Source organism: Pseudomonas sp. G7(2022), from assembly GCF_052660475.1.
The window spans coordinates 1,574,357-1,587,615 of the sequence record NZ_CP109659.1 but is presented as its reverse complement, the minus strand read 5'-3'; the positions used below and the strand labels follow the sequence as shown (position 1 = coordinate 1,587,615).

General features: G+C 60.6%; 14 protein-coding genes. 6 read left to right on the top strand and 8 right to left on the bottom strand.

What is annotated here, in order from left to right; genetic code table 11:
• The first annotated feature begins 409 nt into the window (after nt 1-409).
• Nucleotides 410-2,035: a methyl-accepting chemotaxis protein gene (locus tag NE357_RS07220; RefSeq protein ID WP_169429297.1), complete on the top strand. Its 1,626-nt coding sequence runs from the start codon at nt 410-412 to the stop codon at nt 2,033-2,035.
• Between the two features lie 84 nt (nt 2,036-2,119).
• On the top strand, nt 2,120-3,028 hold the full coding sequence (locus NE357_RS07215) for a DMT family transporter (protein WP_169429296.1): 909 nt from the start codon (nt 2,120-2,122) through the stop codon (nt 3,026-3,028).
• A gap of 57 nt (nt 3,029-3,085) precedes the next feature.
• Here the strand turns inward: NE357_RS07215 and NE357_RS07210 are convergent, their stop codons facing one another.
• Nucleotides 3,086-3,949: a DMT family transporter gene (locus NE357_RS07210; RefSeq protein ID WP_169429295.1), complete on the bottom strand. Its 864-nt coding sequence runs from the start codon at nt 3,947-3,949 to the stop codon at nt 3,086-3,088.
• A gap of 408 nt (nt 3,950-4,357) precedes the next feature.
• Here NE357_RS07210 and NE357_RS07205 point away from each other — a divergent pair, with 408 nt between their 5' ends.
• Nucleotides 4,358-4,537 carry a hypothetical protein gene (locus tag NE357_RS07205; RefSeq protein WP_169429294.1) on the top strand — a complete coding sequence of 60 codons (180 nt, stop codon included), beginning with the start codon at nt 4,358-4,360 and terminating at the stop codon, nt 4,535-4,537.
• Between the two features lie 46 nt (nt 4,538-4,583).
• Here the strand turns inward: NE357_RS07205 and NE357_RS07200 are convergent, their stop codons facing one another.
• Together NE357_RS07200 and cysK are read right to left on the bottom strand one after the other, a co-directional pair.
• Nucleotides 4,584-5,522, bottom strand: a complete 939-nt coding sequence (locus tag NE357_RS07200) for an aspartyl/asparaginyl beta-hydroxylase domain-containing protein (protein ID WP_169429293.1) — start codon at nt 5,520-5,522, stop codon at nt 4,584-4,586.
• 187 nt (nt 5,523-5,709) lie between these two features.
• Complete coding sequence (gene cysK, locus NE357_RS07195; protein ID WP_169429292.1) at nt 5,710-6,684, bottom strand: cysteine synthase A; 975 nt, start codon at nt 6,682-6,684, stop codon at nt 5,710-5,712.
• Nucleotides 6,685-6,812: 128 nt separating this feature from the next.
• On the opposite strand from cysK, the gene NE357_RS07190 reads away from it, so the two are divergent.
• Nucleotides 6,813-7,889 (top strand): DUF748 domain-containing protein, encoded by a 1,077-nt coding sequence (locus NE357_RS07190; protein ID WP_169429291.1) that lies wholly within the window; start codon nt 6,813-6,815, stop codon nt 7,887-7,889.
• Here the strand turns inward: NE357_RS07190 and NE357_RS07185 are convergent.
• Both NE357_RS07185 and NE357_RS07180 read right to left on the bottom strand, forming a co-directional pair.
• Nucleotides 7,886-8,386 carry a helix-turn-helix domain-containing protein gene (locus NE357_RS07185; RefSeq protein WP_169429290.1) on the bottom strand — a complete coding sequence of 167 codons (501 nt, stop codon included), beginning with the start codon at nt 8,384-8,386 and terminating at the stop codon, nt 7,886-7,888. The two genes, NE357_RS07190 and NE357_RS07185, sit on opposite strands and share 4 nt — an antisense overlap.
• On the bottom strand, nt 8,374-8,604 hold the full coding sequence (locus NE357_RS07180; protein WP_169429289.1) for a DUF4160 domain-containing protein: 231 nt from the start codon (nt 8,602-8,604) through the stop codon (nt 8,374-8,376). The genes NE357_RS07185 and NE357_RS07180 overlap by 13 nt, the downstream gene beginning before the upstream one ends.
• Nucleotides 8,605-8,804: 200 nt before the next feature.
• Between NE357_RS07180 and NE357_RS07175 the strand changes: the two genes are divergently transcribed.
• The gene (locus tag NE357_RS07175) at nt 8,805-9,650 is read left to right on the top strand and encodes an AAA family ATPase (RefSeq protein WP_169429288.1); all 846 of its coding nucleotides are present in this window, start codon (nt 8,805-8,807) and stop codon (nt 9,648-9,650) included.
• A gap of 12 nt (nt 9,651-9,662) precedes the next feature.
• Nucleotides 9,663-10,841, top strand: coding sequence for a vWA domain-containing protein (locus NE357_RS07170; protein ID WP_169429287.1), 1,179 nt, complete (start codon nt 9,663-9,665; stop codon nt 10,839-10,841).
• 37 nt (nt 10,842-10,878) lie between these two features.
• Here NE357_RS07170 and NE357_RS07165 read toward each other — a convergent pair whose 3' ends face one another.
• Genes NE357_RS07165 through NE357_RS07155 form a run of 3 tightly spaced genes read right to left on the bottom strand, consistent with a single transcriptional unit; the run spans nt 10,879 to nt 13,243 of the window.
• Nucleotides 10,879-11,793, bottom strand: a complete 915-nt coding sequence (locus tag NE357_RS07165) for a 5-oxoprolinase subunit C family protein (RefSeq protein WP_169429286.1) — start codon at nt 11,791-11,793, stop codon at nt 10,879-10,881.
• Entirely contained in the window at nt 11,790-12,494 is a 705-nt protein-coding gene (locus NE357_RS07160) for a 5-oxoprolinase subunit B family protein (RefSeq protein ID WP_169429285.1), read from the bottom strand. The genes NE357_RS07165 and NE357_RS07160 overlap by 4 nt, the downstream gene beginning before the upstream one ends.
• The gene (locus NE357_RS07155) at nt 12,491-13,243 is read right to left on the bottom strand and encodes a 5-oxoprolinase subunit PxpA (protein WP_169429284.1); all 753 of its coding nucleotides are present in this window, start codon (nt 13,241-13,243) and stop codon (nt 12,491-12,493) included. The genes NE357_RS07160 and NE357_RS07155 overlap by 4 nt, the downstream gene beginning before the upstream one ends.
• Between the last annotated feature and the right edge of the window lie 16 nt (nt 13,244-13,259).

Below are 13,259 nucleotides of genomic sequence, written 5' to 3'. Positions count from 1 at the left end.
CTGCGGGAATTGGAGAATCTGTGCTCGAAGGCCTGAGCTTAGCCACGGAACCGGGGACAGGAGAAGCGTAATTTCTGCCAAATCCGCGACCGGGTTGTACAACGACACAGTTTTTATCAAAGTTTTTTTAATCGACCGTTCGGTCAGCAAAGCGGCATCCGCGCTCTTTTCGTGATAACGCGCCAGCCCGCGATTTCACTGGGTTTCGGATCCAATCCAGCAACGACATCTCTAGCCCGCGGCTTTTCCAGACTTGTCCATTCCTTTCCATTGTCTGCGACGTTGGCGGGTGTCTGCCCTTACCAAGATGATGGCACTTTGATATACAGCCCGCCATTACCCCGCCTCACAACAAGATCCTCGGCCCACGAGGACGACCTCTCTCCCCCAAAGCCCAAGGAGCACATTGATGTCTATCCGGAATCTGCGCATCGGTTTGCGCGCCAGTTTGTGTTTTGCCGTTCTGGCCAGTCTGCTGGTGGTGGTTGGCCTGTTCGGTCTGAGCCAGATGAAAGGCCTTCGCGAAAGCGCAGCCGTGATCGAAGAATCATGGATGCCCAGCATCGAAAGCATTCATGACACAGCGGCGAACATCGCCAGCATCCGCCTTGAATCCCTGCGCCTGATCACCAGCACCCAGGCTGCCGTGCGCGAGCGAAGCAAAGGTATTCTCACGGCGCAGCGACAGGAGCTGCTCAAGCGCCTCGACGATCACAAGGCCTTGATTGCCAACGATCAGGAACGGGCAATGCTGGAAGGCCTGGGTGCAGATACGGCCAAGTACCTGGCGATCCTCGACCAGATCCTCAAACAGATCGACGCCGGTCAAAATGACCAGGCCTACATGCGTCTGACCAATGAACTGGCCCCCCAGGGCAGCGTGCTCGACAAGACCCTGGAGCAAATGATCGCTCTCAATCAACAAGGCGCGGATGCCGCGGCCAAATCCGCGGCGGCGATGTACCAGCAGGCGCTATGGATCGTCGCCACGACTATCGTCATCGCTTTGATTGCCACGTTGCTGCTGGCCTGGCGGCTGACCCGCAGCATCACAGCGCCGATCAATCAGGCGCTGAACGTGGCACGACGGATTGCCTCCGGTGATCTCAGCGGCCGCATCGACAGCGAGGGCCGGGATGAAGCGGCGCAACTGCTTACAGCGCTGGCCGAGATGCAGGGCAATCTGCGCTCGACCATTCGCGGCATCAGTGAGTCGGCCCAACAATTGGCCTCCGCCGCCGAAGAAATGAGTTCGGTGATGGAACAGAGCACCCGCGGCCTGCAACAGCAGAACGATCAGATCGAACAGGCCGCCACCGCGGTCACCGAGATGAGCACGGCGGTGGATGAAGTGGCCGCCAATGCGGTATCCAGCGCCGAGGCGTCCCAAGCGTCGAACGAGGACAGCAGGCACGGGCATGTGCAGGTCAGTGAGACCATCAGTTCGATTCAGGAACTGGTCAGTGCCGTGCTAGGTGCCTCCGAACAGGCCGAGGGCCTTGCGACCCAGGCCCAGGACATCAGCAAGGTGCTGGAAGTGATTCGCGGCATCGCCGGGCAGACCAACCTGCTGGCGCTTAACGCCGCCATTGAAGCGGCGCGAGCCGGCGAGGCCGGACGTGGGTTTGCAGTGGTTGCCGACGAGGTCCGCTCGCTGGCCCAGCGCACGCAAAACTCCACCGAAGAAATCGAGCTGATGATCAGCAGCATCCAGCAAGGCACCGGCGCCACTGTCGGCGCGTTGCAAAGCAGCGCCGAGCAAGCCAGCCACACCCTGCGCCGGGCCAACAGCGCTGGCCAGGCTCTGGAGAAAATCACCGCGTCGATCTCGCAGATCAACCAGCGCAATCTGGTGATCGCCAGTGCCGCCGAGCAACAGGCACTGGTGGCCCGGGAAGTCGATGAAAACCTGGTGACCATCCGCGACCTGTCGACGCAGACTGCCGCTGGCGCCACCCAGACGTCTGCCGCCAGTCAGGAACTGTCGCGCCTCGCTGTCGACCTCAACGGGCTGGTGACACGCTTCGTGCTCTGACGGGACAATTAAATGCCCGTTTGGCGGTTGCCATCGTCAGGGCGCTCGGCAACACTCTCGTCCCCATCAAGGAAGGAGTTGCCCGTGAGCCCTGTCGATATTTTCCGCATGTTGTCGCTGGCTGCGATCTGGGGTGCGAGCTTCCTGTTCATGCGCATCATCGCCCCCGCGATCGGCACCGTTCCTACCGGTTTTTTCCGGGTCTCGATCGCGGCCGTCGGTTTGCTGGTGATCCTTGGTCTGATGCGCATCAACTGGGATTTCAAAGGCAAGCTCAAGACCGTGATGATGCTGGGCGTGATCAACTCCGGCGTTCCGGCCACCCTGTACTCCGTCGCAGCCCAGGTACTGCCCGCCGGGTACTCCGCGATCTTCAATGCCACCACGCCACTGATGGGCGTATTGATCGGCGGGCTGTTCTTCAGTGAAAAACTAACGGCGGCCAAGCTGGCCGGAGTTTTCCTTGGTCTGCTCGGCGTGGGTGTGCTGACCCGCGCCGGCCCGGTCGCGTTCGATCTGCCGCTGTTGATGGGCGCTGTCGCCTGCCTGCTCGCAACGACCTGCTACGGCTTCGCCGGCTTCCTCGCCCGGCGCTGGCTGGATCAGGCCGGCGGGCTCGACAGCCGTCTGTCGGCGTTGGGCAGCATGCTCGGTGCGACGCTGTTCCTGCTGCCGCTGTTCGGCTACAGCGTCATCACCCAGCCACCGGTGAGCTGGGGTGGCTGGAATGTCTGGCTGTCGCTGTTGGGCCTGGGTCTGGGCTGCACTGCGTTTGCCTACATCATTTATTTCCGCCTGCTGAGTTCCATCGGGCCGGTGAAATCGATGACCGTGACCTTCATGATCCCGCCATTCGGCGTGTTGTGGGGCGCACTGTTTCTGGATGAACCGCTGTCGATGGCCCACGTGTACGGCGGAGTGTTGATCGCGATTGCGCTATGGCTGGTACTGAAGCCGGCGACAGTGAAACCGGTAGAAGCCGCGACTCGCTGATCGACAGATGCAAAAAGGCCCGGGAGTTTCCTCCCGGGCCTTTTTCATTTGTGGCTGTTACGCCGATTTACGGAACACGAATACCAGTCCGACAATGATCAACAGCATCCCCAGCACGCTCAACGCCGCCAGGCGATTGCCGAAGATCAGGTAGTCCATCACCGCGGTCACGGCAGGCACCAGATAGAACAGACTGGTGACATTCACCAGATTGCCCCGGGCGATCAGTCGATACAGCAGCAACGTCGCCAGCACGGAAACCACCAGTCCCATCCACAACACCGGCACGATGAAACCGGCGCTGTGCTCGAAGTGGAACGGCTGGAACGGCACGAAAATCCCGCACAGCAACAGACCGGCCAGGTACTGCACCGGCAGCGTGCCGAGGGGATTGTCGGTGATGCGCTTCTGCATGATCGAGCCGAAGGTCATGCTCGCCAGCGCCAGCAGCCCGAACAGCATCCCCGCCAGCGACATCCCGGCCAGACCGATGCCCTGATAAACCACCATGATCAGACCCGCCAGCCCCAGCGCCAGACCAAACATCCGGCTCGCCGAGCGCTGCCGCTCCATGATCACCACCGTGAGAATCGGCTGCACACCCATGATGGTCGCCATCACCCCGGGGGTGACTTTCAGGTCCAGCGCCAGCAGATAAAAGATCTGATAAGCGCCCAACAGCACCACCCCGGTAGCCATCGCATACAGCATCGGCTGGCCGCCCTTGGGCAATTTCAGCTTGAGCAACGGCGCCAGGAGCACCAGCCCGCACAGGGCGATCACAAAACGGATCAGCAGAAAGGCAAAGGGCGAGGCGTGGGCCAGCCCCCACTTGGAGAAGATCGCCCCGCTGCTCCACAGCAGAACGAACAGGCTCGTGGACGCCGCCGCGAGCGCGGACTTTTTCGAAAGGACAAACATGAATACCACCTGTAGTCAGGCTAATAGCCAACTCAGCCGAAGCTGAAATTCAGTAGGTTTTTTCAGGCGGGCACAGGGGTCAGCAGAAAACGCTGATCAGCCCGAAACACCAACGCCCGGCGGTGATACGACTGCGCACACCGGCGTGCTACTGACAGGTGGAGGGAAATGACTGATCTGCACAGGCTGCTGATTCCCGCACGGCACGACGCCAGCGTTGACCGCTGAATCGACTACCGCGTTGATGAGGGATGCAGGCATCTGGGCTGATCTTTTTTGAAGGGATGGAAGGTGAGTAGTGGGACTCACGAGCGCCGACTATAACCAGCCTGCGACATGGATTGCAATGATTTGGAGAGGCAGGCGCATAGGCTCGTTTGCAATTGCAATGATCATAGTGGAGACGCCATGAAAGCTGTCGCTGAGAACAAAGCGCCAGGCGCCAAATCGATCAGGGCCAAAGGAAAGCTCTCTGCTGGAGAATTATCTGAAAGGGAGTTACTCCGAATCAGAGAGGCATTTGCTAATCCAGCAGCGGAAGAGCCGGGAGGTGTTCTCGCCGGCGCATCCTTTATCTTCCCCGCATAAAAAACCGCTCACAAGGAGCGGTTTTTTTACACGTCTGCATCCAGCCTCAACCAAACAGCCAATACCCCAGCAACGTCAACACCACCACCGCCAGCACCGGCCGCATTACGCGGTAGGCCTTTGGATTGCGGCGTTTCCACTGTTTGACCACACCGCTGAACCGGTCGCTGAAGTTCTTGGTCCAGGCATAGGCCCGGTTGATCCCGCCGACGCGCTCGTCGTCGAGGTTCTGCGGGGCGGTGGCACGGCCCAGCCAGGCGCTGATGGCGCGGTTGATGCGGGTCATGAGGCGGTTGCTCAGCGGACGCTCGACGTCGCAGAACAGGATGACGCGGGTCTGTTCGGTTTCGTTCTTGACCCAGTGCACGTAAGTCTCGTCGAACATCACGTCTTCACCGTCACGCCAGGCGTAAACCTGACCGTCGACGAAGATCCGGCAATCGTCGGAGTTGGGCGTCGACAGCCCCAGGTGATAACGCAGGGAACCGGCGAACGGATCACGGTGCGGGTTCAAGTGGCTGCCGCCCGGCAACAACGCGAACATCGCCCCCTTGACGTTGGGAATGGCGCTCACCAGTGCCACGGTTTTCGGGCACAGGGTCTCGGCCGAGGGCAGCGGTTTGTCGTACCACTTGAGGTAGAAACGCTTCCAGCCCTTCTTGAAGAACGAGCCGAAACCGGCGTCGTTGTTCTTCTCGGCGGCGCGAATGTAGCCCTCGTCGAACAGATGCATCGCTTCGTCGCGGATGGTTTCCCAATTGTCGCGCAGCACGTCCAGTTCCGGGAACTTGCTGCGGTCCAGGTACGGTTTGGACGGCACACCGGAAAACAGGTACATCAAGGCGTTGTACGGAGCGAACAGCGCCGAATGGTTGACGAACTGGCGCAGCACCGGCAAACGCGCCTTGCCGCGCAAATGCACGTAGAGGATGCTGCTCACGAAAAGCAGCAACACCGATACCTTGGCGGCCAACGAAAAGGTCATCAACGACTCCTTGAAAAAAAACAACGCCACGCCCTGTCATTTACCCGACATGGCGGCCGGCCATGATAAACACTACCGGCTCCGGGAAAAACCCGCCCAACCCAAGATTCAGTGTTAAGAATTGCGCAACAAAGCACTAATTAGCATAGCGCTCCTGAACCAGGGCTGACCTGAATCAACGGACCGCTTACTGCTGGTTCTCCTGATCGGTGAACAGATCGCTGAACAACATGCTCGACAGATAACGTTCACCGGAGTCCGGCAGTACCACCACAATGGTCTTGCCCTGCATTTCCGGGGTTTCCGCCAGGCGCACCGCCACAGCCATCGCCGCACCGCAGGAGATGCCGCACAGAATCCCCTCTTCCTGCATCAGACGCAGCGCCATGACCTTGGATTCTTCGTCGGTGACGCGCTCGACCCGGTCGACTATCGACAGGTCCAGGTTCTTCGGCACAAAACCGGCACCGATACCCTGAATCTTGTGGGGGCTCGGCTTGATCTCCTCACCGGCCAGGGCTTGGGTGATCACCGGCGAAGACACCGGCTCCACAGCCACCGAGATGATCGGCTTGCCCGCCGTATTCTTGATATACCGCGATACACCGGTGATGGTTCCGCCGGTGCCGACGCCCGCCACCAGCACGTCGATGGCGCCGTCGGTGTCGTTCCAGATTTCCGGGCCGGTGGTCTTTTCGTGGATGGCCGGGTTGGCCGGGTTATCGAACTGGGCCGGCATGAAATATTTGCCCGCATCACTGGCAACGATCTCCGCGGCCTTTTCGATCGCGCCTTTCATGCCCTTGGCGGGTTCGGTCAGCACCAGTTCGGCGCCCAATGCCTTGAGTACTTTGCGCCGTTCGATGCTCATCGAGGCCGGCATGGTCAGCAGCAATTTGTAACCGCGAGCGGCCGCCACGAAGGCCAGGCCGATGCCGGTATTGCCCGAAGTCGGCTCGACGATGGTCATGCCCGGCTTGAGTTTGCCGCTGCTTTCGGCGTCCCAGATCATGTTGGCGCCGATCCGGCACTTGACCGAGTAGCCCGGGTTGCGACCTTCGATCTTGGCCAGAATGGTCACGCCACGGGGCGCGATGCGGTTGATCTGCACCAGCGGCGTGTTGCCGATGGAATGGGCGTTGTCAGCAAAAATACGGCTCATGGCTGGGTCCTTGTGCAGCGTTGAATTCAGCGCTCCAAGGTAAGCCTGTTGACCTCCTCAGTCCAGTCGGGCCGAACGTCTGCTGCAGGCGGCAGTCAATCGCTTTACACCGTTCGGGATTTGTTGCCATGAAGCGTCGCTACCGCTGGCCGTTATGGATTGTCGCCACCATCGTGGTGTTGCTGGTCGCCCTGCACATCGCCCTGCCCTACCTCGTGCGCGACTACCTGAATGAGAAACTGGCCAACATGGGCGACTACCGCGGCCAGATCACCGACGTCGATCTGGCGCTCTGGCGCGGGGCCTACAAGATCAACGGCCTGAAAATCGTCAAGGTCGACGGCAAAGTGCCGGTGCCGTTCGTCGATGCGCCGCTGGTCGACCTGTCCGTCAGCTGGCACTCGCTGTGGTACGACCATGCGGTGGTGGCGCAGGTGAAGTTCTTCAAGCCACAAGTGAACTTCGTCGATGGTGGTGCCATCAAGCAAAATTCCCAGACCGGTAAAGGCACCGACTGGCGTGCCCAACTGGGCAAGTTGCTGCCGATCACCCTCGACGAGGTGCAGATCAACGATGGGCGCATCACTTTTCGCAACTTCAACTCCAAACCACCGGTAAACATGAACGCCACCAACGTTGAGGCGAGCATCTACAACCTGACCAACGTCGTGGACAACAAGGGCAAGCGCATTGCCCGCTTCGAGGGCAAGGCCCTGCTGCTCGGTCAGGCACCTCTGGAGACCTCCGCCACGTTCGATCCGTTAAGCAACTTCGAGGATTTCGAGTTCCGCCTGCGTGCCCGTGACCTCGAACTCAAGCGCATGAACGACTTCGCCTCGGCCTACGGCAAATTCGACTTCAACGCCGGCCACGGCGATGTGGTCATCGAAGCCGCCGCCAACAGGGGCCAGCTCAAGGGCTACATCAAACCGCTGCTGCGCGACGTCGACGTGTTCAACTGGCAGCAGGATGTCGAGAACAAGAACAAGGGCATCTTCCGCTCGATCTGGGAAGCACTGGTCGGCGGCACCGAAACCGTGCTGAAAAACCAGGGCAAGAACCAGTTCGCCACCCGCGTCGAACTCAGCGGCAGCGTGCACCAGCAAGATATCAGCGCGTTCGAAGCGTTTTTGCAGATTTTACGCAACGGATTCATTCAGGCCTTCAATGCCCGGTATGAACGGCCGAAGCCGGATGCGGGCTAAGTTTTACGGTTGACGATGTAGCGCCCGGTATCCTCTGCCGCGATCAGTGCAGGTTTTTCCTGCAGTGAATCCCAACCCAGACAGGCCAGGGCCAATGACCTGGGCACGGCTTCCCGGCCATTACTGTAGCGACTGATGCTGCGAGCGCTGACACCCAACGCTTCGGCTGCCTCATTCAACGGTAAACCGGTGCGAGCGCGCCAATCCATGAAAATACGTGTGTTTTCGTCCGGCGCATTTTGCGCGAGCGCGTCCCGGTACAAGGTATCGGCACCAATCTGGATATCCGGTTCCAGCCACTCCACGCTCCAGCCGTCGTCACCCAACTCTGCGGTTGCGAACACTTCAGCGTCCAGTAGCGGAGCGAGCCCCGGATAGGTTTGCAGATCGCGGCTCAAGTCCAGGTTCATCTGTTGTCCGTCGATAAAGGTCAGCGACAGACAAGCATCGCCAAGAGCCTGCACTGCCGCCAGCCGCGGCCGCTTCATGAGTAACATCGTTTCCAGTCCTCCAGCAATTGCGTCTGATGGGCCGAAACCCACTCCAACGCTTCCTTGACGATCAGTGGCGGTGCCTTGCCCATCATGACCTCGACGGTTTCCAGGCTCAGCATCACATCCACTCCGCCACCGGTCAGGTGAACATGGGGTGGCGGGTGATCCTTCTCGCGCAACTGAATGCGGTATTTTTCGCGAAATCGGTATTTGGTAGTCATGCCCGAAGGCTATCGCCAAATTGGCGATACCTGAATACTGGCCTCGTGCCGAAACTGAGTCAACATGTGACGCCCCATTCAGAGACTGAATAAGCCGTCTGCGTTCACAGTCGACCGGGCTGCGCGTTATAGTCGGGCATCCGATTATTTCGCCCCCGCCCTGCCCGTTCAGGTCGGCGTTACCGTTCGAGGATTAGCAGATGAAGTTCGAAGGCACCCAGGCCTACGTCGCCACCGATGACCTGAAGCTGGCGGTCAACGCCGCCATCACCCTGGAGCGGCCGCTGCTGGTCAAGGGCGAACCGGGCACCGGCAAGACCATGCTCGCCGAGCAACTGGCCGAATCGTTCGGCGCCAAGCTGATCACCTGGCACATCAAGTCCACCACCAAGGCTCATCAGGGGCTGTACGAGTACGACGCGGTGAGCCGTCTGCGCGACTCGCAACTGGGCAATGAAAAAGTCCACGACGTGCGCAACTACCTGAAGAAAGGCAAGCTCTGGGAAGCGTTCGAGTCCGAAGAGCGGGTCATCCTGCTGATCGACGAAATCGACAAGGCCGACATCGAGTTCCCCAACGACCTGCTGCAAGAACTCGACAAGATGGAGTTCTACGTTTACGAGATCGACGAGACCATCAAGGCCAAGAAACGTCCGATCATCATCATTACCTCCAACAACGAGAAAGAGCTGCCGGACGCCTTCCTGCGCCGCTGCTTCTTCCATTACATCGCCTTCCCGGACCGCGCCACCCTGCAGAAAATCGTCGATGTTCACTACCCGGACATCAAGAAAGACCTGGTCAGCGAAGCGCTGGACGTGTTCTTCGACGTGCGCAAGGTGCCTGGCCTGAAGAAGAAGCCGTCGACCTCTGAACTGGTCGACTGGCTGAAACTGCTGATGGCCGACAACATCGGCGAAGCGGTGCTGCGCGAACGCGATCCGACCAAAGCCATCCCGCCGCTGGCCGGTGCGCTGGTGAAGAACGAACAGGACGTGCAACTGCTTGAGCGCCTGGCGTTCATGAGCCGTCGCGGCACCCGCTAAGAGGCTGACGCCATGTTGCTCAACCTGTTCAATGAAATGCGTGCAGCCAAGGTACCGGTGTCGGTGCGCGAGCTGCTCGACCTGATCAACGCGCTGAAACAGCGCGTGACCTTCGCCGACATGGACGAGTTCTACTACTTGTCCCGGGCGATCCTGGTCAAGGACGAACGGCATTTCGACAAGTTCGACCGTGCGTTCGGCGCCTACTTCAACGGCCTGGAAAAGCTCGACGATCAATTGCAGGCGCTGATTCCCGAAGACTGGTTGCGCAAGGAATTCGAGCGCTCGCTGACCGACGAGGAACGCGCACAGATCCAGTCCCTCGGCGGCCTGGACAAGCTGATCGAAGAGTTCAAGAAACGCCTGGAAGAACAGAAGGAGCGCCACGCCGGCGGCAACAAATGGATCGGCACCGGCGGCACCAGCCCGTTCGGCTCCGGCGGTTTCAACCCGGAAGGCATCCGGGTCGGCGACGCCGGCAAGCGCCAGGGCAAAGCGGTGAAAGTCTGGGATCAGCGCGAGTACAAGAACCTCGACGACTCCGTGGAGCTGGGCACCCGCAACATCAAGGTCGCCCTGCGCCGCCTGCGCAAATTCGCGCGCCAGGGTGCGGCGGAAGAACTGGACATCGATGGCACCATCGACCACACCGCCAAGGACGCCGGGCTGCTGAACATCCAGATGCGCCCGGAACGGCGCAACACGGTGAAGCTGTTGCTGCTGTTCGACATCGGCGGCTCGATGGACGCCCACGTGAAGATCTGCGAGGAACTGTTCTCGGCCTGCAAGACCGAGTTCAAGCATCTGGAGTACTTCTACTTCCACAACTTCATTTATGAATCGGTGTGGAAGAACAACATGCGCCGCACCTCCGAGCGCACCTCGACCCAGGACTTGCTGCACAAGTACGGCGCCGACTACAAAGTGATCTTCATCGGCGACGCGGCCATGGCGCCTTATGAAATCACCCAGGCCGGTGGCAGCGTCGAGCACTGGAACGAAGAGCCGGGTTACGTGTGGATGCAGCGCTTCATGGAGAAGTACAAGAAGCTCATCTGGATCAATCCGTACCCGAAAGACACGTGGGGCTACACCTCGTCGACCAACATCGTGCGGGATTTGATCGAGGACCAGATGTATCCGCTGACGTTGCGCGGACTGGAAGAAGGGATGCGGTTTCTGTCCAAGTAATCCGCAATGGCTCCCCCGCCAGCGGCGGGGGAAATGATCAGAAGCGCTTCAGATACTCGATATGCTCCCGGTGCGCGACGTCCTGTACCACCGGGCGCAATCTGACCTTCGCCCCCGGCAGACACTGCGCCAGACGCGCCAGTGCCAACGGCGTCAACGCTCCCAATCGCGGATAGCCGCCAATCGTCTGCCGGTCATTGAGCAACACGATCGGCTGCCCGTCCGGCGGCACCTGCACCGCGCCCAGCGGAATGCCCTCGGAAATCATCGGTTTGCCCTGATACTGCAACGCCGTCCCCAGCAACCGAATGCCCATTCGGTCGGCACGACTGTCCAGCGTCCATGCACGGTTGAAGGCATCGAACAGGCTCTGCCCGCTGAACTGACCGATCTGCGCGCCGAGCACCAGATCGAGCGGCGCGTTGAGGCGCAGGTCCGGTCGATGCTCCGCCGGAACCTCACGCACCAATAGGGTTTCGCCCTGATAACTCAGCGAAGCGCCCTTGGCCAGCGGCAAGCCAAAACCATCAAGACCGCCAAGCTCCTCACGTACCACCGTGGCGCTGCTACCCAGCACTTTCGGCGCACTGAAACCACCGGGCGCCGCCACATAGGCCCGCGCCCCCAGCACCGGCTGGGTGAACTTCAAGGTCTGCCCTTTGCGCAGTTTGAAACTGCGCCACGGCGCCAACGCCTCACCGTCAATCTGCGCACCCAGATCGGCACCGGCCAGCGCGAGCAGACAATCCTGCTCCGCCACCACCGCAAACCCACCGAGGGTAATTTCGATCACCGGCAAATCCAGGCCATTGCCCAGCAGCCAGTTGGCCCAGGCCATCGACCGCCAGTCCGCCGCGCCGCCCTGGGTCACGCCCAGATGGCGCACGCCAAACCGCCCGGCGTCCTGCAACAGGCACAGCGGTGTGCTCGCTTCAATCGTCAGTCGGCTCATGCAAGGACCTCCAGAGGCGTGTCGTCACCACCGAGGCGGATGAATTCGGCATGGCTCACCGCTTCGAAACGCACGGTATCACCGGGCTGCATGAGGCTGTAGCCATCGCGTTCACGGTCGAACAGTTTTGCCGGCGTGCGACCGATCAGGTTCCAGCCGCCGGGAGACACCACCGGATACGCCGCGGTCTGGCGCTCGGCGATACCGACACTGCCGGCGGCGACTTTCTTGCGTGGGGTATTCAGACGCGGCGCCGCGAGGACTTCTTCCACCAGCCCCATGAAGGCAAAACCCGGCGCAAAACCAAGGGCGAACACCTGATATTCGCGAGCACTGTGACGGCGGATCACTTCGTCTACCGACAACCCGCTGCGTTGCGACAGCAGGCTCAGTTCCGGGCCGACACTCAGGTCGTACCACACCGGCAGCACATGGCACTGGCCGCCGGTGTGCGCATTCGGCGACAGGTCGATCAAGGCTTCGGCAATCAATTCCCGCGCCTGATTCGGGCTCAACGCGGTCAGATCGTAATGCACCATCAACGTGGTGTACGACGGCACCAGATCGATCAGATGTGCGCCGAACACCGTGCGCAACCGCTCACTGGCGGCGAGCATCCACGGCATGTTGGCTTCGGCGATTTCATCGAACAGCCGCAGCATCAGGCAATCCAGCGCCACCACTTCCACCCGCGGATTCATGGCGCGCTCTGCTCGTTCAGGGCCTGACGAATGCGTTGCACGGCGGCCACTGAACTGGCGTTGTCACCATGCACGCACAAGGTGTTGGCTTGCAGGTACAGCGCGCTGCCGTCGCTCGCGGTGAGATTGTCGCCACGGGCGATGGTCAGCGCTTGCCCGATGATGGTTTCGGAGTCGTGGTGCACTGCGCCGGGCAGTTGTCGCGAGACCAGCCGGCCGGCGCTGTCGTAGGCACGGTCGGCGAAGGCTTCAAACCAGAGGGTCACGCCGTATTCGTCGCCGAGCTGTTGCGCCGCCGTGTTGTCGCGGGTGGCCATCAGCATCAGCGGCAAGGTCCTGTCGTAAGCCGCGACGGCCTGAATCACCGCTCGCAACTGCGCCGGGTTGGCCATCATGTCGTTGTACATCGCGCCGTGGGGTTTGACGTAACTCACCCGCCCGCCCTGGGCACGACAGATGCCGTCGAGGGCGCCGATCTGGTAATGCAGGATGTCTTGCAGTTCCTGAGCGGTGTAGGCCATGGAACGCCGGCCGAACCCCACCAGATCCTGATAGGCCGGATGCGCGCCGATCTGCACGCCATGGCTCAGGGCCAGGCTGACGGTCTTGCGCATGATGCCCGGATCGCCGGCATGGAAACCGCAGGCAATGTTGGCGCAATCGATGAAGGGCATGACTTCCGCGTCCAGACCCATGGTCCAGCTGCCGAAGCTCTCGCCGATGTCACAGTTCAATAGCAGGCGGCTCACGGTGAACACTCCTGTA

Bases quoted from the DNA above. Each gene is read 5' to 3' on its own strand.
- NE357_RS07220 (WP_169429297.1), top strand. From the start codon at position 410: ATGTCTATCCGGAATCTGCGCATCGGTTTGCGCGCCAGTTTGTGTTTT.
- NE357_RS07210 (WP_169429295.1), bottom strand. From the start codon at position 3,949: ATGTTTGTCCTTTCGAAAAAGTCCGCGCTCGCGGCGGCGTCCACGAGC.
- NE357_RS07205 (WP_169429294.1), top strand. From the start codon at position 4,358: ATGAAAGCTGTCGCTGAGAACAAAGCGCCAGGCGCCAAATCGATCAGG.
- NE357_RS07200 (WP_169429293.1), bottom strand. From the start codon at position 5,522: ATGACCTTTTCGTTGGCCGCCAAGGTATCGGTGTTGCTGCTTTTCGTG.
- cysK (WP_169429292.1), bottom strand. From the start codon at position 6,684: ATGAGCCGTATTTTTGCTGACAACGCCCATTCCATCGGCAACACGCCG.
- NE357_RS07190 (WP_169429291.1), top strand. From the start codon at position 6,813: ATGAAGCGTCGCTACCGCTGGCCGTTATGGATTGTCGCCACCATCGTG.
- NE357_RS07185 (WP_169429290.1), bottom strand. From the start codon at position 8,386: ATGTTACTCATGAAGCGGCCGCGGCTGGCGGCAGTGCAGGCTCTTGGC.
- NE357_RS07180 (WP_169429289.1), bottom strand. From the start codon at position 8,604: ATGACTACCAAATACCGATTTCGCGAAAAATACCGCATTCAGTTGCGC.
- NE357_RS07175 (WP_169429288.1), top strand. From the start codon at position 8,805: ATGAAGTTCGAAGGCACCCAGGCCTACGTCGCCACCGATGACCTGAAG.
- NE357_RS07170 (WP_169429287.1), top strand. From the start codon at position 9,663: ATGTTGCTCAACCTGTTCAATGAAATGCGTGCAGCCAAGGTACCGGTG.
- NE357_RS07165 (WP_169429286.1), bottom strand. From the start codon at position 11,793: ATGAGCCGACTGACGATTGAAGCGAGCACACCGCTGTGCCTGTTGCAG.
- NE357_RS07160 (WP_169429285.1), bottom strand. From the start codon at position 12,494: ATGAATCCGCGGGTGGAAGTGGTGGCGCTGGATTGCCTGATGCTGCGG.